Here is a 21652-nt window from a genome sequence, read left to right on the forward strand (position 1 = left end):
TTTCACGTGCGCCCCGGGATGACAGCGTAGTCGATGCTGCTTAGCAGAGATCGCGTGGGTGACGCATCACCGCGCAGACGGAATTGCGCGTTGCAAATTCATGGCAGCTCGCCGATACCGGGCACCCCTCCTCCGCCGTTCCCCGTCATGGATCGCACGCCCTCAAAGACCCGCGCAGCATTGTGGATGTCCGGCTGGCTCGCGCTGATGCTGATCGTTGCGGTGGCCGGCCGCGAGGCGACGCGCGAGGTCAACGTCATCCAGCTGATGGCCGTGCGCGGCGTGCTCGGCTTCGCGATGCTCTATCCGCTGATCCACATGAATGGCGGGTTTGCGATCGTGAAGACGGCACGGGTGCACGTCCATATCGTGCGCAACCTGATCCATTTCTGCGCGCAGCTCGGCTGGTTCTTTGCGCTGACATTGATCCCGATCGGCCAGGTGGTCGCGATCGAGTTCACGATGCCGATCTGGACCGCGATCCTCGCGGCGAGCTTTCTCGGCGAGTGGATGACGCGGTGGAAGATCGTCGCGATGGTGCTTGGCCTGGTCGGCGTGTTCGTGATCGTGCGGCCGGCGGCCGGCGCGATCAATCCGGGCCAGCTGATCGCGCTCGCCGCGGCGGTCGGCTTCGGCATCTCGGTCGCCGTGGTCAAGTCGCTGACGCGGACCGAGCAGACGCTGACGATCATGTTCTGGATGCTGGTGGTGCAATCGCTCGCGAGCATCGGGCCTGCGCTCTATGTCTGGACCTGGCCGCCGCTCTCGACCTGGGGCTGGCTCGCCGTGATCGCGTTCTGCGGCACGTTCTCGCACTATTGCATGGCACGCGCCCTGCTCCACGCCGACGCGACTGTCGTGATCCCGATGGATTTCGTCCGCGTGCCGCTGACGGCGATCGCCGGTTGGCTGATCTATGCCGAAAGGCTCGATGTTTACACGGTGCTCGGCGCGGCCATGATCCTGGCCGGCAACCTCATGAACCTGAAACCGACCGCAAGGAAGCCGGCGCGCGCGAGGTGACGCTCGCGTCGCGCCGCAGCCAGCGCGGCCGCGCCCGCCAGAGCCCGGGGATCGTCCCGGGCCTCCCGGTTTCGAAAGGTGTTACTTTCCGGCGGCCTTGCGCAGCGCCGCGTTGATGCGGTCCTGCCAGCCGGGGCCGCCCTCCTGGAAATACTCCAGCACGTCCTGATCGATCCGCAGCGTGACCTGCTCGCGGACGCCGGGGACAGCGACGGTCTTTGGCACCGCGTCCGCGACCTTGGTGGTGGCGCGCTTGAACGCCGCCTCGGCTTCGCTGCGGGCATCGTTCAGGGTTCGCGGTCGCCTCGGCTGGTCAGCCATATGCTGGATTCCTGTGTCTCAGATTCCTTCAAACAGTACCGTAGAGAGATAGCGCTCCGAGAATGACGGCACAATCGCCAGAATGGTTTTGCCGGCCGCTTCCGGCCGCTTGCCGATCTGCAAGGCGGCAGCGATCGCGGCACCCGACGAGATACCGCCGGGGATGCCTTCGTTGCGCGCCAGCTCGCGCGCGGTCTCGATCGCGGTCGCGCTATTGACCTTGACGATCTCGTCGATCACGGAGCGGTCGAGGATGTCAGGGATAAAGCCCGCGCCGATGCCCTGGATCTTGTGCGGCGTGTGCTGGCCGCCCGACAGCACCGGGCTCTCTTCCGGCTCCACCGCGACGACACGCAATGATGGCTTGCGCGGCTTCAGCACCTGGCCAACGCCCGTGATGGTGCCGCCGGTGCCAACGCCGGCGACGAAGTAATCGATGTTGCCGCTGGTGTCGTTCCAGATCTCCTCGGCGGTGGTGCGGCGATGGATCTCGGGATTGGCGAGGTTCTTGAACTGCTGCGGCATGACAGCGTTGGGCGTCGTGCGCACCAATTCCTCCGCGGTCGCGATCGAGCCCTTCATGCCCTGCGCGGCCGGGGTCAGCACAATCTCCGCGCCGAGAAAGGCCAGCATCCGCCGCCGCTCGATCGACATCGATTCCGGCATGACGAGCTTGAGCCGATAGCCGCGCGAGGCCGCGACATAGGCAAGCGCAATCCCGGTGTTGCCCGAGGTCGGCTCGATCAGCACGGTGTCGGCGTTGATGATGCCGGCCTTCTCCATCGCCACGATCATCGCCGCGCCGATGCGGTCTTTCACGCTGGCTGCCGGATTGAAGTATTCGAGCTTGGCGAGGATCGTCGCGTTGACGCCAGCCGCCTGCGGCAATCTGCGCAGCCGCACGATCGGCGTAGAGCCGATCGCATCGACGATGGAGTCAAAGACGCGGCCGCGTCCGGGTTGCACTGCACTCGTTGTCGACGGCGCGTCCATCAAGCGGCTCCTGTAGCGGATGTGCTGGGAATATGCGGTCTTGTCTCATTAGAAGCAGCGCACCATGGCGCGCAAGTGAGAAACCGCCGCAACGCGAATTCGTTGCATCGCAAAATAGAACCTGCGCAAATAACGTAAAACCTACGCATTTGTGTTGCGACAAGGTCAAACAAATGGGTTTATATACTTTCGTCAGGTGCAGCTCAGAACGCAAAGGAGGTCACATGCCAGCTCTCGCTGAAGTTCTGTCGACCACAGCGTCCAGGCCCGATCCGCGCGGCTGCGATTTGCCGACCTGTCCGGTGTGTGCGGACTCCATGGTGGCGGCGGAAGCCTCCGCGTACCTGTTCGACAATTTGATCAGTTATCTCTGGACCTGCGACAACTGCGGTTACGGGTTCGTTACCAAACACGCGGTGAAACCGATCGTGTGCAACTGATCACACAGCTCATCTTGGAGCGATGTCACCGCGCGCCCAACCGGCGCGCGTTTTCGTTCTGAAGTCCTCGAACGTGCCGTTCGCCACCGCATCGCGGATGCCCTGCATCAGCTGCTGGTAGTAGGCGACGTTGATTTCGGACAGCAGCATTGCCCCAAGTGTTTCGCCTGATCGAACCAGGTGATGCAGATAGGCACGCGAATAGCCGCTCGCCGCCGGCCACGGGCTCTCTTCATCGAGCGGGCGCGGATCGTCGACGTGCCGGGCGTTGCGCAAATTGATCTGCCCGAAGCGGGTGAACGCCATGCCGTGGCGTCCGTTCCGTGTCGGCATCACACAGTCGAACATGTCGACGCCGCGCGCTACCGCCTCGAGGATGTCCTCCGGCGTGCCGACGCCCATCAGATAACGCGGCCGATCGACCGGGAGCGCCGGCGCGGACTCCTCGATCATCGCCAGCATCACCGCCTGCGGCTCGCCGACCGCGAGGCCTCCGATCGCGTAACCGTGAAAGCCGATGTCGGTCAGCCCGCGTGCGCTGGCGTGCCGCAAATCCGGGACGTCGCCGCCCTGTACGATGCCGAACAGCATGTAGCCGTCCGGCGCCGCCTCGAACGCGCGCTTGGAGCGTTCGGCCCAGCGCAGCGACAACTGCATCGCGCGCTCGATGTCGGCGCGCTCCGCCGGCAACCGCACGCATTCGTCCATCTGCATGGCGATGTCGGAGCCGAGCAGCCGCTGCACCTCGATCGAGCGCTCCGGCGACAGTTCGACCTTGGTGCCGTCGATATGCGAGCGGAAGGTCACCGCCTTCTCGGTCACCTTGCGCAGCTCCGACAGCGACATCACCTGGAAGCCGCCGGAATCCGTCAACATCGGGCCGCCCCAGCCGGTGAAGCGCTGCAGGCCGCCAAGTCCGGCAATGCGCTCGGCGCCCGGGCGCAGCATCAGGTGATAGGTGTTGCCGAGCACGATATCGGCGCCCGCATCGCGCACCTCGCGCCAATGCATGCCCTTCATCGCGCCCGCGGTGCCGACCGGCATGAAGGCGGGCGTCCGCACGAGGCCGTGCGGCGTGGTCAGGCGCCCGGTGCGGGCGGCGCCGTCGGTCGCCAGCAGCTCGAAATGATTGGGAAGAGTCATGCGGCTGCTTATTGCGTGTCGCCGGTGCCCGATCAACCCGTCGGATAGCGGCCCTCGCGCGACTTCGTGAACGTGGACAACCGGCTGGACGCTTGCCTTGCATCATCAGTCCCGTTAAATAAAACGAAACCGTGTCGTTTTATGACGACAATCTGGCAACCGGCTTCCCGCAGCGACGTCGATCCGCGAACGTGACTGGCAGAGATGGTCTTACCCCCTAGCGTCCAGCGCGCCGGCGCCGGTCTTCGGATGACGGATGCCCGCGCGATCCGGCAAGCGATCCTGCTGTGCGGCCTCGCCTTGGCGCTTTCGGCCTGCAGCTCGTTGCCGCGGATGTCCTACACGGCCGCCGACGCCGCCAATTCGCGGGTGCTCGACCTCGATGGGCTGCGCCGCTATGCCGACGAGCCGGCGTCAAAATTCAAGTTCGAGAAGCGCAGCGTCGCCCCAATCACGAGCTACCTCGCCCTCTCCGGCGGCGGTGCCGACGGCGCCTATGGCGTGGGCGTCCTCAACGGCTGGACCGCGGCCGGCAACCGCCCGGCCTTTTCGGTCGTCTCCGGCGTCAGCACCGGCGGACTGATTGCGCCCTTTGCCTTCCTTGGCCCGCGCTACGACGACACGCTGAAGGAGGTCTACACTTCGGGCATCGCGGAAAGCCTGCTGCAGGACCCCAGCCTGATGCGGGTGCTGTTCGGCTCCGGGCTGTTCGGCAACAAGCGGCTGCGCGAACTGGTGGCGCGTTACGTCGGTCCGGACATCCTGAGCGAGGTGGCGCGCGAAAACGCCAAGGGCCGAAAGCTCCTGATCGTCACCACCGATCTCGACACCCAGCGCACGGTGATCTGGGACATGGGGCGAATCTCCGCTGTCGGAACGCCCGAGGCGCTGCAGCTGTTTCGCGACGTGATGGCCGCCTCCGCCAGCATCCCGCTGGTGTTTCCGCCGATCATGATCGACGCCGAAGGCCAGGGCCGCCGCTTCCAGGAGATGCATGTCGACGGCGGCGTGACCGCGCCGGTGCTGACATTGCCGGATGCGCTGCTGTTCCGCGAGCGCGGCTGGCCCGCCAACAGCCGCATGAACATCTACATCCTCGTCAACAAGAAGCTCGAGGGCAACTTCGAGCTGGTCTCGAACTCGACGATCGAGGTCGCCTCCCGCAGCATTTCCGCGATCACGCAGGCGCAGACACGCTCCGTGATCCTCTCGACCTATGACTTCGCCCGGCGCAACCGGCTGGGTTTCCATCTGTCCTACATCGAGCGCGACTATCCGGCTCCGGAATCGCAGGGCTTCGACACCGCCTATATGCGCGCGCTGTACCAGTACGGATACGACAAGGCCGCCGCTGGGCAGGCCTGGACTGCGACGCCCCCTTAAGCGGCCTGCTCCTGGTACCGCCGAATGGACGAATCCGCACGGCGCGGGTTATAGACCGGACAGACCCGTCCGATGCACAACGAGATGAATGGGCAAATGGGATTGACGGCAACCAAGGCCAAGGTGGCCAAGCGCGGCGTGATCAAGTCACGCGGCGGCCGGCCGACGCGGGACGCTGCGATCGAGCGCGACCAGCGGCTGATCGAGGTCGCCACCCGCCTGTTCCTCGAGCGCGGCTTCGATGCGACGTCGATCGACGCGGTGGCCGAGGCCGCCCGCGTCAGCAAGCCCACGGTCTATGGTCAGTATGGCGACAAGCGGGGCCTGTTCGCCGCGGTGCTCCGCCGCGAGATCGCCCGCTGGCTTGCCCCGCTCGCCGCCGCGGCGGCCGAAGCGCAGGCCGGCGGCAACTGCGACGGTTCGGTCGAGGAACGGCTGACCGAGCTCGGACGCCAGCTATTGGTGCTGAATTGCAGCGCCGACTCCATCGCTTTCAGCCGGATCCTGACCGCGCAGGCAATTAATTTCCCCGAGGTCGCCAAGCTTGCCGTCGACGAGGGCTGGTCGAAGGCGGTATCCACCACGGCGGATTTCTTCGACCATCTGGTCCACAAAGGCGCCCTCGACCTCGAGGACACCACGATCGCGGCCGAGACATTCCTCAACATGGTGGTCGGCCACACCCACCGGATGGCAACATTCGGAATTCCGATCGACATGAAGACCGCCGAGACCCGGATGGAAGTCTCGATCCGGCTGTTTCTCGCCGGCGCCGTCGGGCCGCAGGACCGGCTTCGCGATGCGGCCAAAGAGGCGATCAAGGAAGCGACGAAGGCGCGCCGCCGCCCGGCCCGCTGACAGTTTTAGGATCGTTGCATCGCCTCACACGTTGTCGTGATGAGCCTTGAAGGAAACAGAACGAAACCGTATTGTTTAGTTGCAATGAGACGCGGAACCCAAGTTCAGCCCCCCAACGGTTTCGTGTCGCCTTGTCACTTCGATCGTCACGACGGAGCTGCCGCCATCGCTCCGTCTGAACGTTCGGCGGCCGACCTCTGACTAACAAAGGTCGGCCGCACTTTCTCTGCCCGGGCGGCGGTTCGACGCGACGGATGCGACCATGACGACGGGACGATTACACGCACTGCGGCATTGGGCATTCGGCACGCGGCTGCTGGCAACCGCGCTCATTGCCCTGCCCTTCGCGACGCCGGCGCACGCGATCACGAGCTCAACGGCTGCAGCGCTTACCCCGCAGGATAACGACACCGCGCTCGATGCGCACACGGTTCGCCGCGAGCTCGACAGCTTCCAGGCGGCCCAGATCTCGCTGCGCAAGGCGATGGCGATTGCGGAGGCGCTGCATTCCGGTTCGATAACCGCCGACATCAGCTTCGACGGCGCGTCGGAGCCTGCGGTCTACCGGGTCAAGACCATGCAGCAGGACCGCATCTGGCGGCACGCCATTGACGCGGCGACCGGCGAAGTGGTGGGTGGCGAGGCCGCCGCGCCGCTGAAGTCGCTCGGCACCGAAGACCGTGACAACCTCGCCGTGCTGAGGGCGCTCCGGCATCGCCTCGCCGACGCCGTGCGGGTGGCCGAGCGCACGACCTCCGGAAAGGCGATCAGCGGTGGCCTGATGCGCGAACGCGGCAAGCTCAATTTCGTTATCGTCGTGCTCGCCGGCAGCGACCTGAAAGAGGTGATCCTCGAACCGCCCGGCGCGCGCAGGCGCTGAGGCCGGCGCGGCACTCGCCAAGTTTTCTCTCGCCAAGTTTTCGCCCAAAAGCCGTTGACGGACGCCGATCTGTCCCGCATAAGTCCGCTCCATGATCACCGCGACCAAACGCACCAGCAAAACCACCAAGCCCTCCGGGGCCTCGGGAGGCGTGCGCGCGTAGTCGGTCGAACCGCATCATCTCTACCCGAAGCCCCGCCTGATGAAGGTCCGGGGCTTTTTTGTTGCCTGAAATACAACTCGAATGGAGGACAAAGTGAGTAACGATCCCGTCGTCGCGATTGTCGGCGTCACCGGTGCCGTCGGCGCCGAATTCATCGCCACCATGGACAAGCGCGGCTTCCGCGTCGGCAAGCTGAAGGCGCTGGCGAGCGCCCGCTCGGCCGGCAAGACCATCAGCTTCCGCGGCAAGCCGATCGTGATCGAGGAACTGACCGAGCGCGCCTTCGAGGGCGTCGACATCGCGCTGTTCTCGGCCGGCAGCGGCATCTCCAGGAAGTTCGCGCCGCTTGCGGTGAAGTCCGGCGCCGTTGTGGTCGACAATTCCTCGGCGTTCCGGATGGATCCGAACGTGCCGCTGGTGATCCCCGAGATCAACGCCAACCGCATCCGCGACCACAAGGGCATCATCGCCAACCCGAACTGCGCCGCCATCACCGCGCTGGTGCCGCTGTGGCCGATCCACCAGAAGAACCGCATCAAGCGCGTGATCATCTCGACCTACCAGGCCGCGAGCGGCGCCGGCGCAGCTGCGATGGAGGAGCTCGTCGAGTCCACCCGCGCCAATCTCAACGGACAGGTCTACACCCCGAAGGTGATGCCGCACCCCTACGCCTTCAACCTGTTCAACCACAACACGGCGATCGATCCGGAGACCGGCTACAACGACGAGGAGACCAAGGTCATCAAGGAGACCCACAAGATCTTCGAGGACGAGAAGATCGCGGTCGGCGTTACCTGCGTGCGGGTGCCGGTGCTGCGCGCGCATTGCGAGTCGATCACCTTCGAATGCGAGAAGCCGATCACCGAGGACCAGGTGCGCGCGATGATGGCGCAGGCGCCGGGCGTCAAGGTCGTCGACGATCGCGCCAAGAACTACTTCCCGATGCCGATCGACGCCTCCGGCCAGGACGACGTGCTGGTCGGCCGCATCCGCAAGGATCTCAGCGACCCCAGCGGTCACTCGATCTCGATGTTCGTCGCGGCCGATCAGTTGCTCAAGGGCGCCGCCCTCAACGCGGTGCAGATCGCCGAGCTGCTGCCCGAACGCGCGATGGCGTGAATGCAAGAACCGTCATCCCCGCGCAATGGCGCAGCCATTGTCGCTGGAGGAGTCCGCGCGGCGGGCGTCTCGAAGGATGCATCGGCCCCAGTCGGGCCGTCGCCCTTCGAGGGCCGCTGAAGAAGCGGCCGCCTCAGGGTGACGGTGAAGCAGCCGTGCTTGCGGAGCTAGCCTCGCGCGCGAAACAGCAAACACGCATCGCCATACGAATAGAACCGGTAGCCGTCCCTGATCGCATGCGCGTAGGCGCCCTGCATCGTCTCGAGGCCGGAGAAGGCCGAGACCAGCATGAACAGCGTCGAGCGCGGCAGATGGAAGTTGGTCAGCAAAATATCGACCGCGCGGAAGCGGTAGCCCGGCGTGATGAAGATCGAGGTTTCCGCCGCAAACGGCTCGATGGTGCCGTCGGCATTGGCGGCGCTTTCCAACAGGCGCAGCGACGTGGTGCCGATCGCGACGATCCGGCCGCCTTTTGCGCGCGCGGCATTCAAGGCGGAAGCGGTCTCGGCGGTGATGCAGCCCCACTCGGCATGCATCTTGTGCTCCGAGGTCTCCTCGGTCTTCACCGGCAGGAAGGTCCCTGCCCCGACATGCAGCGTCAGGCGGTGCAGCTCGACACCGCGGCTCTTCAGCGCGGCCTCCAAGGCCGGCGTGAAATGCAGCCCCGCCGTGGGCGCTGCGACCGCGCCCTCATTGGCGGCGAACATGGTCTGGTAGTCGCTGACGTCCTTCTCGTCAGGCGTGCGCTTGGAAGCGATGTAGGGTGGCAGCGGCGTGGCGCCGACATCGGCGATCGCCTGGTCGAGCACCGGACCATGGAACGAGAATGACAGCGTCACCTCGCCCTCCTGCCCCTTGGCCTCGACCTCTGCATCGAGATTGCCGAGCAGGCACACCCTGCCCTCATTGCCGAAGCGGATGGTGTCGCCGGGGCTGAGCTTCTTCGCCGGCTTCACCAGCGCCTGCCAGCGTGAGCCGTCGAGCCGCTTGATCAAGGTCGCCTCGATCTTCGGTTCGGTGTCGCGCCCGATGCGGCGGCCCTTGAGTTGCGCCGCGATCACCTTGGTGTCGTTGACGACGATCTGATCACCCGGCTCCAGCCACTGCGGCAGGTCGGCGATCGCGGCGTCGCGCAGCACGCCGTCCGGATGCACCACCAGCATCCGCGCGGCATCGCGCGGGTTCGCGGGGCGAAGCGCGATGCTTTCCGGGGGCAGTTCGAAGTCGAAGAGGTCGGTGCGCATGGCGGTGACTAATACTTCAGCGCCGTCATTCCGGGGCACGCGAAGCGTGAACCCGGAATCTCGAGATTCCGGGTTCGATGCTGCGCATCGCCCCGGAATGACGGAGTGTTTGACTTACGCCGCGTCGACGGCCATGCGCGCCTTGACGATCTTGTCCGGATCCTTCACCGGCTCGCCGCGCTTGATCTTGTCGACGTTCTCCATGCCCTCGGTGACCTTGCCCCAGACGGTGTACTGGCCGTTGAGGAACGAGGCGTCGTCGAAGCAGATGAAGAACTGGCTGTCGCCGGAATCCGGATTGGCGGCGCGGGCCATCGAGGCGGTGCCGCGGACATGCGGCTCCTTGTTGAATTCGGCCTTCAGCTTCTTGCCGGAGCCGCCCATGCCGGTGCCCTGCGGGCAGCCGGTCTGCGCCATGAAGCCGTCGATCACGCGGTGGAATACGATGCCGTCATAGAAGCCCTCGCGCACCAACTCCTTGATCCGCGCGACGTGGCCGGGCGCGAGATCCGGACGCATCTCGATCGTGACCGGGCCCTGCGTGGTTTCGAGGATCAGAGTATTTTCGGTAGCAGCCATGCTCGCTTCTCCTGGCTTCGGGGTGGATACTTCTTATTCCTGAACGGGATCGCGAATGGGCGGCCGGCGACTGCGCCGCCCAGGCTCTCGGTAAATGGCAACGGCGTGCAGCGTTGCAACGTCTCCATCACCGCGATCCGGTATGCAATCCGGTCGTTGTCGGTCGCCTCCTGCGATTCATAGCTGATCCTGGGATGCCCGAGGATCGCGCCCTCGCGGTTGAAGCTGACAATGACGGTGATGTCGATCGGGCCGGCCTTGTCTGCCGGCGGCGGCCGCCAGCAGCGGTGGATGGCAAGAACAACGTCCTTGATCGTATTGAGTTGCTCCGGCTCGGCCTGCACCGGTACGGTCAGCGTCAGGCAAACCAGCGGCGCGGCGAACCAGGCGAGTGGTTTGCAGCGCGCCGCCATGCGGATCACTTGATGTCGGATGCGACCTGCACCTTCACCATCTTGTCGGGATCGGTGACGGCTCCGCCAGGAGAGCCCGCAGACGCCTTCTTCAGCTTGTCGACCACGTCCATGCCCTGCACCACCTCGCCGATCACGGTGTACTGGCCGTTCAGGCTCGGTCCGTCGGCGAACATGATGAAGAACTGCGAATTGGCGCTGTCGACGCTGTCGCCGCGCCGGGCCATGCCGACGATGCCGCGCTTGAACGGGACCTGGGAGAATTCCTGCTTCAGGTTCGGATATTTCGAGCCGCCGGTGCCGTTGAAGTTCTGGCCGTCGCCGGTCTGCGCCATGAAGCCGTCCATCACGCGATGGAACGGCACGTTGTTGTAGAAGCCCTCGCGCGCCAGCTGCTTGATGCGCTCGGCATGCTTGGGCGCGATATCGGTGCGCAGCTTGATGACGATGCGGCCCTTGGTGGTGTCGATCACGATCGCATCGGCCTTGTCGAGATTGGCCGGCAGCGGCTGCGCGACCGCGGGCACGACGCAGAGCAGCGCGGCAACGAATGCGAGAATGCGGATCATGGCAACTCCGGAGCTTTAACGTTCGGGGTGTGGCAGGCCGCCGGGATCAGCCGGCGAACTTGGCCTTCAGGCTAGCTGCGACTGATGACGGCACGAATGCAGAGAAGTCGCCGCCCATCTGGGCGATTTGGCGCACCAGTGTGGCGGTGATCGGGCGGACCGCGACCGACGCCGGAACGAACACGGTATGCACCTCGGGCGCCATCGCATCGTTCATACCGGCAAGCTGCATCTCGTAGTCGAGATCGGTGCCGTCGCGCAGGCCGCGAATCATCAGCGTGGCCTTGGCCGCGCGGGCCGCCGCGACCGTGAGATTGTCATAGGTCGCGCTCTCGAAGGCGCAGCCTGCCTGCTGGGCGATGGGGCCGAACACCTCATGGACCATGGCCAGCCGTTCCTCGGTGGAAAACAGCGGCTTCTTGCCGGGATGGACGCCAATGGCGACGATCAGGCGGTCGCAGAGGAAGACGGCCTGTTTCACCACGTCCAGATGGCCGTTGGTGACGGGATCGAAGGAGCCGGGATAGATCGCGATACGGGACATGGTCCCTCCTAACCCGCCCGGCTCTCCCCGGCAAGCCGCCCGGGTTCCATTGCTTGCTCGAAACAAATTTCCAGTCGTCCAGTGAACGAGTCCTGGGATGCCAGCGTCTACGGGGGTGAATGTTTCGTCGGCCGTTGGCGGACGAAACAAAACCGGCCCGCGACGAAACCATTTCCCGCGGTGGCGAAGACACCGGGAAACTTGCTGCCGGTAGACATTGGACAACGAAACGACGGGCCCGGGCGGCCCGATCAACTGGGGACCGTCATGATCAAGGCACTTTCCGCCATCGCTGTTGCCGCGTTCATTGCCGCCGCGCTCACCGTGCTGCCGGGCTTTGCGCCGCAGGTCGAAGCCTCCACCCCGCAGCCGCTGGCCAAGAGCGACCGTCTCGACGTCCACCCGGTCGGCAAGGACTGCTCGCAGCAGGCCTGGCCGAATTTCGAAGCCTCGTGCCTGCGCAGCGCCGGCAACAAGACAGTGGTTCGCGAAGCCCGCCTGGTCACCGCCGACCGTACCCCGTAGCGCGTAGTCGAGCGACGTCCCTCGTCAGCCTGGCGTAAGGTCAGGCCGTCACACAAAACCCAATGGTAATTTGCGACGTCCCGTCGCAGACTATCGTCTAAGGCGCCCGGCCGGATGATCCGACGGGCGCAGCCATCGGGGGATTGCCGTGACGAGTACGCCCGCCATCGTTTCTTCTGGCCACCCCCCGTCCAGTCCGATCCCGGTTGCCGTCACGCTCGGTGCCCTCGGCGTCGTCTATGGCGACATCGGCACCAGCCCCCTCTATGCCCTGAAGGAAGCCGCCAAGGCCGCCACCCATGGCGGTCCGCTCACCGAGAGCGCGGTGCTCGGCGTGGTCTCGCTGATCCTGTGGGCGCTGATCCTCATCATCTCGATCAAATACGCGATGCTGATCCTGCGCGCCGACAACCGCGGCGAAGGCGGCATCGTCGCGCTCTTGGCGCTGCTCTCGGCGCGCAACGCGGCGCCCGGCACCTGGCGCGGCCATCTTCTGGTGGTCGGCCTGATCGGCGCCGCCCTGCTCTACGGCGACGGCGCCATCACGCCGGCCATTTCGGTGCTGTCGGCGATCGAAGGCCTCAAGGTCGACGCGCCCTCGCTGACCCCTGCGGTGGTGCCGATCACCGTCGTGATCCTGATCGGCCTGTTTATGATGCAGAAGCGGGGCACCGGCTTCATCGGGAGGATCTTCGGTCCGGTGATGCTGTTCTGGTTCGCCGTGCTGGCAGCGCTCGGCATTCACGGCATCGTCAAGGCGCCCGGCGTGCTGGTTGCGCTGAGCCCGCTCTATGCATTCGATTTCCTGATCCATCAGGATTTCCACGTCAGCTTCGCCATCCTTGGCGCCGCCTTCCTCGCGGTGACCGGCGGTGAGGCGATGTATGCCGACATGGGGCATTTCGGCCGTTTTCCGATCCGGCTCGCCTGGTTCGCCGTCTGCCTGCCCGCTTTGGTGCTGAACTATTTCGGCCAGGCCGCGCTGTTGATCACCGACCCGACCGCGATCGAAAATCCGTTCTTCCAGTTGTCGCCGGACTGGTCGCATTACCCGCTCGTCCTGCTCGCGACGATCGCCACCGTGATTGCCTCGCAGGCCATCATCTCGGGTGTGTTCTCGCTGACCCAGCAATCGATCCAGCTCGGCTTCCTGCCGCGCATGCACATCGAGCACACCACGAGCGATGCGATCGGGCAGATCTACGTGCCGCTGGTGAACTGGATGCTTGCGGCGGGGACACTCGGCGCGGTGCTCGCCTTCGGCACCTCGGACGCGCTCGCCGGCGCCTACGGCATCGCAGTGTCGCTGTTGATGGCGATCACCACGCTGCTTGCAGCGCTGGTCGCGATCCAGTGGGGCTATTCGCCGATCATCGTGATCGCGGTGAACGGCTTCTTCTTCATCATCGACGCGATCTTCTTTGCGGCGAACTCGACCAAGCTGTTCGAAGGCGGCTGGTTCCCGCTGCTGCTCGCCGCTGCGGTGGCCTTCCTGATGCTGACCTGGCGCGGTGGCGTGAAACTGGTCGAGACGGCGCGCAGCAAGCTGCGTCAGCCGGAAGAAGATCTGATCGAGACCGCGGTCAACAAGTGCCACAGCCGGCTGCCGGGCACCGCCATATTCCTCGCCTCCGCCCCTAACGGCGTGCCGCTTGCCTTGACCCAGTTCGTCAAGCACAACCACGTGCTGCACCAGCGCGTGCTGCTGGTCACCGTACAGATCGAGGAATCCCCCCGCATCTCGGACGAGGATCGCGTTGTGGTTCACGACGTCACCCCGGGCATCATCCGCGTCATCCTGCGTTACGGCTTCATGCAATATCCGACCGTTTACGAAGGGCTAAAGCTCGCCTGTCGTCAGGGCAAACTGCCCGGTCTGCGTCTGACCGATGTGACCTACTACATCGGCCGCGAGACCATCATCCCGCGGGAAGACATTCCGGGCATGTGGGTGTGGCGGGAATCGCTGTTCGCCTTCCTCCAGCGCAACGCCGAGCGGTCGGCGGCGTTCTTCGGCGTGCCGACCGGACAGGTCGTGGAGTTCGGGACGGAGATCGAGATCTAGTCCCACAGCCCGGATGCGGACATGTCAGACGATCCGCCTCTTCAGCTGAAGCCGCGGCTGGCGATTTCGATCGACCAGGCTCAGGCGATCATCGATCGGGTTGCGCCAGGCGCGCGCGTGGCAGGCATCACCGAGCTACGCGGCGGCGAGATCAGCACGATCCTCCAGATCACGCGGGCTGACGCGCCAAGCTGCATCCTCAAGGTCTACCCCGCCCAGCTGCAATGGAAGATGGCGAAGGAGGTCTATGTCCTCGGTCTTCTGCGCGACGCCGGCATTGCCATTCCCCGCATCCTCGTAGCCGACGACAGCCGCGCGCTGATCGACTTCAATTTTGTGCTGATGAGCAAGCTCGACGGCGTCGTGCTCGGCAACCGCGAGGCGGCACTGACGGATCAGGAACTGTTTTCGATCTACGCCGCCATGGGCACGGCGCTCCGCCATATCAATGGCATCACGCTCGACAGCTTCGGCTATATCGGTCCGCACGGCGTCTGGACGTCGCACCCGACCAATCGCGCCTACATGTCCGCGCAGTTCGAGCGGAAGCTGACCGAGTTTTGCACGCGCGGCGGGGACGAAGCGCTGGCCGCGCGGCTGCGGGCCAGCATCCTGGCGCGCAGCGTCCTGCTCGACGCAGCCGACACGCCCCGCCTCTGCCACTATGACTTCCACGCCGGCAACGTGCTGGTGACACCGGAGGGGCAGCCGCGTCTCACCGGCATCGTCGATTTCGAGAATGCCACCGCCGGCGATCCGCTGATGGACATCGCCAAGGCGCTCTATTACTTCACGCCGAGGGACTCGCCGAAGCGCGACGGATTGCTCGCGGGCCACGGCACGAGCGACCGGCCGGACTGGGAGGCCACGATCGCGCTCTACCGGCTGGCCTCGACGCTCGAGCTCTGGTGCTGGTTCGCGCAGATCGGCCGGATGGACGCCCTTCCCGGGCTCACGCGCGAACTGGAAAGCGCCGTCTAGGCCGCGCCCCCACAAACACAGAGCCTGCGGTGCTCCCGATGGCGGCCTCGTCGGCGCCCGCGGGCACAATTCATTCGGGCAATCCCGCCTTCCGAAGCCCCTCGATCAACAGCTGTGCGTTTGGGTACCCGCCCCTGGCGATCATCGCGGATATTGTAAAGGCGGGATCGAGCTGAAGCAGGAGCGCCGCCGCCTCACGCGCCTCCGGATCGCGTCCGAGATGGGCGAACGCGGACGCGAGACAACGGTAAGCCAGCGAATAGGAGGCATTCTGGCGCCGGCATTTGTTGGCTGCGGCAATGGCCTCGTCAAAGCGGCGAAGCTCGATGAAGGCCATCCCCATCCCGACAAGTGTGATGGGTAGCCGCGGGTCTAACGGGCTCAGGCGGATGGCGCGTTCAAAGCTCCGGACCGCTTCTTCCGGAAGCCCCGCAACTCGATAGACACTGCCTCTGGCGGTCCATGCGCGATACGAATTCGGATTAAGAGCGATCGCCCGGTCGGCCAATTCGATCTCACTCTCGCAATCGCCGACCATGTACGCCGAGGTGAGGGAAACCCAGGCCAATGTTTCCGCATCACCATCGTCGATGCTCAATGCCAGGCGAAGCAGCCGAACGGCTTCCTTGCGGTCAAATTGAGGATCGACGGCATGCCCCCAAAGGATGTTCTGCATGTGAGCGAGACCTGCCAGAGCGGCGACAAAACCGAACCGGGGGTCAAGCTCCAAAGCACGATGCGCCAGCCTGATCGCCTCGGCCAACCCGTCGGCGGTCATCAGGTAATGCTGCTGCATGGCGCGGAGATAGAAATCATAGGCGGTGAGGTTCTCCGGTCGCCGTGCCGACAGGCCGATTTCGATCTGCAGCAATTTTGGTTGAATGGCCGAGACGACGGCGACGGTCACTTCGTCCTGGAGAGCGAATATGTCCGTCAGGTCACGCTCGAACCTGTCTGCCCAGATGTGCGTTCCGGTCACCGCATCGATCAACTGCCCGGTGATGCGAACCTTCCCCGCGGCCTTGCGCACAGACCCCTCAAGGACATAGCGGACGCCGAGCCTGCGGCCGACCTCCTTGATATCGACGGCCCGGCCCTTGAAGGTAAAACTCGAATTTCGGGCGATCACGAACAGCCATTTGAAGCGCGACAGCGCCGTGATGATTTCCTCGACCATTCCGTCCGCGAAGTATTCCTGCTCGGGGTCGCCGCTCATATTCTCGAACGGCAGCACGGCGATCGACGGCTTGTCAGGGAGCGCCAGAGCTTGCGCGCTGTCGACCGGCGGCTCGATCGGGGCGCTCGCGGGATGGCCCGCGTTTATCCTCAATCGCCACGCGCGCATCGGCTCAGCAATGTTCTTCAGGTTCTGCGAGCCCATGTCCGCGAACACGGCATCGACCTTGCCGCGGATTTGACGTTGCGCATCGTCCGAGATGCAGATCCCGCCGGGCTCCGCGATCCCTTCAAGGCGGGCGGCGATATTGACGCCGTCTCCAAAGATATCGTTTTCATCGACGATGATGTCGCCGACGTGGATGCCAATGCGGAATTCGATCCGCTTGAGTTGCGGCACCGTGGCATTTCGCTCGGCCATTCCGCGCTGGACCTCAATGGCGCAACGCACCGCATCCACGACACTGCCGAACTCGGCGAGCATGCCGTCGCCCGTGTGCTTGACGACCTTGCCACGGTGTTCGCTGATCTTGGGATCAGCGAGTCCACGCAGACACTCCCTCAGCCGGACGTGTGTCCCTTCCTCGTCCAGGCCGGTCAGCCGACTATATCCGGCCACGTCAGCCGCCAGGATAGCTGCAAGCCGCCGCTCAACGCGATGATCGGTCACAACGGCCTCCCGAAATCGGTAGATCCGCCGGCCCCCATCAAAGCATAGGGCGTTGCCCTTGGGCTAGGGGCGTACGGCATGCCGCCGGATTTTGCGGAGCCTGTCAACGGGGCGCGCATGTTGCGCGCCCGTTGGCTGCGTTCGGGCTGGGGGTTCTCCGAAGCGGCGGCGCTAGCCGCCGTTGCCGTTCTCGCCGCTTTCCTCTTCCGGAATGTGCTCGACCGAGACCACGTGCTCGTCCTCGGCGGTGTCGAACACGATCACGCCCTGGGTCGAGCGGCCGGCGACGCGGATATCGGCCACCGGGCAGCGGATCAGCTGGCCCTTGTCGGTGACCAGCATGATCTGGTCGGCGTCCTCGACCGGGAACGACGCCACCAGGTTGCCGTTCCGGTTGTTGACGCTCATCGCGACGATGCCTTTGCCGCCGCGGCCGGTGGTGCGGTACTCGTAGGACGAGGTCCGCTTGCCATAGCCGTTGACGGAGACGGTCAGCACCACCTGCTCGGCCGCCGACAGTTCGGCATAGCGCTCCTGCGACAGCTGGATCGCATTCGCGGTCTCCTCGCCCTCGGCCTCGACCGGCTCCTCGGTCGCGGCCTCGCCGGCCACCGCGCGCCGCATCTTCAAATAGGCCGAGCGCTCGTCCGAGGTGGTCTCGACATGGCGCAGGATCGCCAGCGAGATCAGCTTGTCGGCCTCGGCCAGCGCAATGCCGCGCACGCCCATCGAGGTGCGGCCGGTGAAGACGCGCACATCGGTGACCGGGAAACGGATGCACTGGCCGCCGGCGGCGGTCAGCAGCACGTCGTCATGCTCGGTGCAGATCTGGACGTCGACGATCGCCTCGCCTTCCCCGAGCTTCATGGCGATGATGCCGGAGCGGCGCACGTCGACGAAGTCGGACAGCTTGTTGCGGCGAACGGTGCCGCCGGTCGTCGCGAACATCACGTCGAGATTGGCCCAGGAGGATTCATCCTCCGGCAGCGGCATGATCGTCGTGATGCGTTCGCCCTGCTCCAGCGGCAGGATGTTGATCAGCGCCTTGCCGCGCGCGTTCGGCGCGGCCATCGGCAGCCGCCAGACCTTCTCCTTGTAGACCTGGCCGCGCGACGAGAAGAACAGCACCGGCGTGTGCGTGGACGCCACGAACAGGCGCGAGACGAAATCCTCGTCGCGGGTCTGCATCCCGGCGCGGCCCTTGCCGCCGCGGCGCTGCGCCCGGTAGGTCGACAGCGGCACGCGCTTGACGTAACCCGCATGCGACACGGTGACGACCATGTCCTCGCGCTGGATCAGGTCCTCGTCCTCGACCTCGCCTTCCTGCTCGATGATCACGGTCTTGCGCGGGGTGGCGAACTGCTGCTTCACCTCGGCCAGTTCGGTCTTGACGATGCCCTGCACGCGGGCACGCGAACGCAGGATGTCGAGATAGTCGGCGATCTCGGCCGCCAGCTTGTCGAGCTCTTCGGAAATCTCGTCGCGCCCCAGCGCGGTCAAGCGCTGCAGGCGAAGGTCGAGGATGGCCCTGGCCTGCTCCATCGACAGCCGCAGCGTGCCGTCCTCGTTGATGCGATGCCGGGGATCGTCGATCAGCGTGATCATCGCCTCGACGTCGCGTGCCGGCCAGTCGCGCGACATCAGGGCCTCGCGCGCGGTGTTCGGATCTGGCGAGGTCCGGATGACGCGGATGATCTCATCGATGTTGGCGACCGCGATCGCAAGGCCGACCAGAATGTGGGCGCGGTCGCGCGCCTTGCCGAGCAGGAACTTGGTCCGCCGGGTCACCACCTGCTCGCGGAACGCGACGAAGATGGTGAGCAGGTCCTTCAGATTCATCGTCTGCGGACGGCCGGAATCCAGCGCCAGCATGTTGGCCGGGAAATTGGTCTGCAGCGGTGTGAATCGGTAGAGCTGGTTCAGCACCACGTCGGGCACCGCTTCGCGCTTCAGTTCGATGACGACGCGATAGCCGTCGCGATCGGACTCGTCGCGCAGGTCCCCGATGCCCTCGATCTTCTTCTCTTTGACGAGATCGGCGATACGCTCGACCATCGTCGCCTTGTTCACCTGATAGGGAATCTCGGTGATGATGATCGCTTCACGGTCCTTGCGGATGGTGTCGATCGTCACCTTGCCGCGCATCACGATCGAGCCGCGGCCGAGATGGTAGGCGCTACGAATGCCCTGGCGGCCGAGGATGACGCCGCCGGTCGGGAAGTCCGGTCCGGGAATAATGTCGATCAGTTCGTCGATCGTGAGCGCCGGATTGTCGATCAGCGCCACGCAGGCGTCGACGACCTCGCCGAGATTGTGCGGCGGGATGTTGGTCGCCATGCCGACGGCGATGCCGCCGGCGCCATTGACCAGAAGGTTCGGGAACCGGGCCGGCAGAACCGACGGCTCTTTCTCGGAGTTGTCGTAGTTCGGCTGGAAATCGACCGTTTCCATGTCGATGTCAGCCAGCACGGCCAGCGCCGCCTTGGTCAGCCGCGCTTCGGTATATCGATAGGCCGCCGGTGGATCGCCGTCGACCGAACCGAAATTGCCCTGGCCGTCGATCAGCGGCACGCGCAGCGAGAAATCCTGCGCCATGCGGACCATCGCGTCGTAAATCGACTGGTCGCCATGCGGGTGATATTTACCGATCACGTCGCCGACGACGCGCGCGGATTTGACGTATTTCTTGTCCGGCGTATGTCCCTGCTCATGCATCGAATAGAGGATGCGCCGGTGCACCGGCTTGAGCCCGTCGCGCGCATCAGGCAGCGCACGCGACACGATCACGCTCATCGCGTAATCGAGGTAGGACTTCTTCATCTCGTCGAGAATGGAAACGGGACGAATATCTGAGGGTCCCGGCGGCTCGCCGGGCTTGTGGTCGTCGTTATCGGACAAAGGGGAAATCCGGTCGGTTCTACTGGGGAATCATATAGCCCATCGGGGGCCTGATAACCACCCTTGCACGGCTCCGGCAAGCCGTTTTTCCGTTCGTTTTTTCATGCACTTACGGGTGGAGCACCGAGGTTCCGGCTGTTTGCTCGGGAAGCGCGTGGCGAATGGCGAACAGCAATGGAAAAATCCCCTATTCGCCACCCGCCATTCGCGACTTGCCTCTCCCGTCAGTGGCCGAAGACCACCGCGTGCATGATCCGCCCGGGCATCAAGGTGAACAGCCCGGCAATGACTAGCGCGCCGAAGAAAATGCCGATCATCGTGAACCTGTGGCGGCGGACATCGTGGCTCCGCGCAGCCGTGACGCCGACCACCAGCATGGCGAGCGAGAAGATCGACAGCAGGTGGATCGGGCTCCAGGGACCGACCAGCTGGATCTGATGGATCCAGAACGAGCTTCCGGCGACCACCAGCATCAGGATCACCCAGATCCAGCCCAGGGTCCGGTGCGGCAGCGTGCCTTTGGGGGCGGCGAGCTGGATGGAGCCCAGCACGAAGGCGGCCATCGCGGCAAAGGCATGGAGCGGGATCGCAGGCACAGCGTCGAGCAATGGCACGAGGCTCATGGTGGCGGCCCTCGAGTGAAGCTCGCGGCCAGGCATCAAATGCCGCAGGCCAATGTAAATATCATTCACATCGAGCTGTGTCAAAGCCCCGCGGAACCGCAAAGGTTCCCTGTCAATGCTCAAATGAGATCAGCCGAGTGCAAGGTTATCCTCATAATCCACACGAAGACATCCCTCCCCGCAATCAGGACGCCGATCCGGAGAACGATCTTCACGGAACGGCGCCTGACGGAATCGATGGAAGCGCGACCACTCCTCAGAACGGGATGTCGTCGTCCATGTCGCTGTTGCGGCTGCTGCCACCACCCGCGGCGACGGCGCGGCGCGGCGCTGAGCTGACCGGTCCGGCCGAGCCGAAATCGCTGCCGCCATCATCGGAGAAGCTGCTGCCCCCACCGCCACGCCCGTCGAGCATGGTGAGGTTGGAGTTGAAGCCCTGCAGCACGACTTCGGTCGAGTACTTCTCGACGCCGCTCTGGTCGGTCCATTTGCGGGTCTGCAACTGACCCTCAATGTACACCTTGGCGCCCTTCTTCAGATACTGCTCGGCGACCTTGCAGAGGCCCTCGTTGAAGATCACGACGCGGTGCCACTCGGTCTTTTCCTTACGCTCGCCGGTGCCCTTGTCGCGCCAGGTTTCCGAGGTGGCGATGGAAAGGTTTGCGATCGGACGGCCGTCCTGCGTCCGCCGGATTTCCGGATCCTTGCCGAGGTTTCCCACCAGGATCACCTTGTTCACGCTTCCTGCCATCGCATCATCTCCACTCAAAAACCGGGCGTCCGGACATTCGGCCGCCACTCTCAACCTTCGCCACTTACGTCGCAGGCGTCGTGGATGACCCTATACGCCGGTGCCGGCTCGTCGCCTTTGCCGTCGCGCGGTTATCCACGGATATCGGGATATAGCACCGGATCCGGCATCGTTCCAGTTTTGTTCGCCACAACCATCCGTAGAAGCGGCCAGTGCCGTCGGAGCGGCAGTCGATCTCGGCGCAGGCCGACGCTCGGCAGCAAGATTTAGAAAAACAACAAACAAATCAGC

General features: G+C 64.7%; 21 protein-coding genes. 9 read left to right on the forward strand and 12 right to left on the reverse strand.

The genetic code is table 11. The annotated features are described in order from the left end of the window. The first annotated feature begins 147 nt into the window (after positions 1-147). Complete coding sequence (locus tag ACVIYL_RS32835; protein WP_456780589.1) at positions 148-1023, forward strand: DMT family transporter; 876 nt, start codon at positions 148-150, stop codon at positions 1021-1023. Positions 1024-1104: 81 nt separating this feature from the next. On the opposite strand, the gene ACVIYL_RS32840 is transcribed toward ACVIYL_RS32835, so the two are convergent. Continuing rightward, on the reverse strand, positions 1105-1344 hold the full coding sequence (locus ACVIYL_RS32840; RefSeq protein ID WP_050400483.1) for a BrnA antitoxin family protein: 240 nt from the start codon (positions 1342-1344) through the stop codon (positions 1105-1107). 18 nt (positions 1345-1362) lie between these two features. Next, on the reverse strand, positions 1363-2337 hold the full coding sequence (gene cysK, locus ACVIYL_RS32845; protein WP_456780590.1) for a cysteine synthase A: 975 nt from the start codon (positions 2335-2337) through the stop codon (positions 1363-1365). 224 nt (positions 2338-2561) lie between these two features. Here cysK and ACVIYL_RS32850 point away from each other — a divergent pair, with 224 nt between their 5' ends. Continuing rightward, positions 2562-2777, forward strand: a complete 216-nt coding sequence (locus tag ACVIYL_RS32850; protein ID WP_028332087.1) for a hypothetical protein — start codon at positions 2562-2564, stop codon at positions 2775-2777. Between the two features lie 9 nt (positions 2778-2786). On the opposite strand, the gene tgt is transcribed toward ACVIYL_RS32850, so the two are convergent. Continuing rightward, complete coding sequence (tgt, locus tag ACVIYL_RS32855) at positions 2787-3920, reverse strand: tRNA guanosine(34) transglycosylase Tgt (protein WP_456780591.1); 1134 nt, start codon at positions 3918-3920, stop codon at positions 2787-2789. Positions 3921-4169: 249 nt separating this feature from the next. On the opposite strand from tgt, the gene ACVIYL_RS32860 reads away from it, so the two are divergent. The 4 genes from ACVIYL_RS32860 (at position 4170) to ACVIYL_RS32875 (ending at position 8323) form a co-directional block, all read left to right on the forward strand. Further along, complete coding sequence (locus ACVIYL_RS32860; RefSeq protein WP_456781915.1) at positions 4170-5303, forward strand: patatin-like phospholipase family protein; 1134 nt, start codon at positions 4170-4172, stop codon at positions 5301-5303. A 96-nt stretch (positions 5304-5399) separates the two neighbouring features. After that, positions 5400-6161 carry a TetR/AcrR family transcriptional regulator gene (locus ACVIYL_RS32865; protein ID WP_253608676.1) on the forward strand — a complete coding sequence of 254 codons (762 nt, stop codon included), beginning with the start codon at positions 5400-5402 and terminating at the stop codon, positions 6159-6161. 262 nt (positions 6162-6423) lie between these two features. Beyond that, positions 6424-7041, forward strand: a complete 618-nt coding sequence (locus ACVIYL_RS32870) for a PepSY domain-containing protein (protein ID WP_057018499.1) — start codon at positions 6424-6426, stop codon at positions 7039-7041. Between the two features lie 244 nt (positions 7042-7285). After that, positions 7286-8323 (forward strand): aspartate-semialdehyde dehydrogenase, encoded by a 1038-nt coding sequence (locus tag ACVIYL_RS32875; RefSeq protein WP_057018500.1) that lies wholly within the window; start codon positions 7286-7288, stop codon positions 8321-8323. A gap of 167 nt (positions 8324-8490) precedes the next feature. Here the strand turns inward: ACVIYL_RS32875 and queA are convergent, their stop codons facing one another. The 5 genes from queA to coaD form a co-directional block, all read right to left on the reverse strand. Continuing rightward, positions 8491-9567, reverse strand: a complete 1077-nt coding sequence (gene queA / locus ACVIYL_RS32880; RefSeq protein ID WP_253608677.1) for a tRNA preQ1(34) S-adenosylmethionine ribosyltransferase-isomerase QueA — start codon at positions 9565-9567, stop codon at positions 8491-8493. Positions 9568-9681: 114 nt separating this feature from the next. Next, positions 9682-10146 (reverse strand): peptidylprolyl isomerase, encoded by a 465-nt coding sequence (locus ACVIYL_RS32885; RefSeq protein WP_028340742.1) that lies wholly within the window; start codon positions 10144-10146, stop codon positions 9682-9684. After that, positions 10122-10559: a TonB C-terminal domain-containing protein gene (locus tag ACVIYL_RS32890; protein WP_253608678.1), complete on the reverse strand. Its 438-nt coding sequence runs from the start codon at positions 10557-10559 to the stop codon at positions 10122-10124. The genes ACVIYL_RS32885 and ACVIYL_RS32890 overlap by 25 nt, the downstream gene beginning before the upstream one ends. 5 nt (positions 10560-10564) lie before the next feature. Beyond that, positions 10565-11128: a peptidylprolyl isomerase gene (locus tag ACVIYL_RS32895; protein WP_028332096.1), complete on the reverse strand. Its 564-nt coding sequence runs from the start codon at positions 11126-11128 to the stop codon at positions 10565-10567. Positions 11129-11174: 46 nt separating this feature from the next. Then, positions 11175-11672 carry a pantetheine-phosphate adenylyltransferase gene (gene coaD / locus ACVIYL_RS32900; protein WP_076828588.1) on the reverse strand — a complete coding sequence of 166 codons (498 nt, stop codon included), beginning with the start codon at positions 11670-11672 and terminating at the stop codon, positions 11175-11177. A gap of 267 nt (positions 11673-11939) precedes the next feature. Between coaD and ACVIYL_RS32905 the strand changes: the two genes are divergently transcribed. The 3 genes from ACVIYL_RS32905 (at position 11940) to ACVIYL_RS32915 (ending at position 15243) form a co-directional block, all read left to right on the forward strand. Further along, positions 11940-12197 carry a hypothetical protein gene (locus ACVIYL_RS32905; protein ID WP_028340746.1) on the forward strand — a complete coding sequence of 86 codons (258 nt, stop codon included), beginning with the start codon at positions 11940-11942 and terminating at the stop codon, positions 12195-12197. 166 nt (positions 12198-12363) lie between these two features. Continuing rightward, complete coding sequence (locus ACVIYL_RS32910) at positions 12364-14262, forward strand: potassium transporter Kup (protein ID WP_425249202.1); 1899 nt, start codon at positions 12364-12366, stop codon at positions 14260-14262. Between the two features lie 21 nt (positions 14263-14283). Further along, positions 14284-15243, forward strand: a complete 960-nt coding sequence (locus ACVIYL_RS32915) for a phosphotransferase family protein (protein ID WP_456780592.1) — start codon at positions 14284-14286, stop codon at positions 15241-15243. A gap of 70 nt (positions 15244-15313) precedes the next feature. Here the strand turns inward: ACVIYL_RS32915 and ACVIYL_RS32920 are convergent, their stop codons facing one another. From ACVIYL_RS32920 to ACVIYL_RS32935, 4 genes are all read right to left on the reverse strand, one after another. Beyond that, positions 15314-17089, reverse strand: a complete 1776-nt coding sequence (locus tag ACVIYL_RS32920) for an adenylate/guanylate cyclase domain-containing protein (RefSeq protein WP_456780593.1) — start codon at positions 17087-17089, stop codon at positions 15314-15316. 171 nt (positions 17090-17260) lie between these two features. Further along, complete coding sequence (gyrA, locus tag ACVIYL_RS32925) at positions 17261-19987, reverse strand: DNA gyrase subunit A (protein WP_456780594.1); 2727 nt, start codon at positions 19985-19987, stop codon at positions 17261-17263. 224 nt (positions 19988-20211) lie between these two features. Next, complete coding sequence (locus tag ACVIYL_RS32930; RefSeq protein WP_456780595.1) at positions 20212-20610, reverse strand: DUF2306 domain-containing protein; 399 nt, start codon at positions 20608-20610, stop codon at positions 20212-20214. Between the two features lie 256 nt (positions 20611-20866). Next, a complete protein-coding gene (locus tag ACVIYL_RS32935; RefSeq protein WP_057018508.1) occupies positions 20867-21361 on the reverse strand; it encodes a single-stranded DNA-binding protein in 495 nt (164 codons plus the stop codon). Between the last annotated feature and the right edge of the window lie 291 nt (positions 21362-21652).

The organism is Bradyrhizobium sp. USDA 3315 (assembly GCF_054056795.1).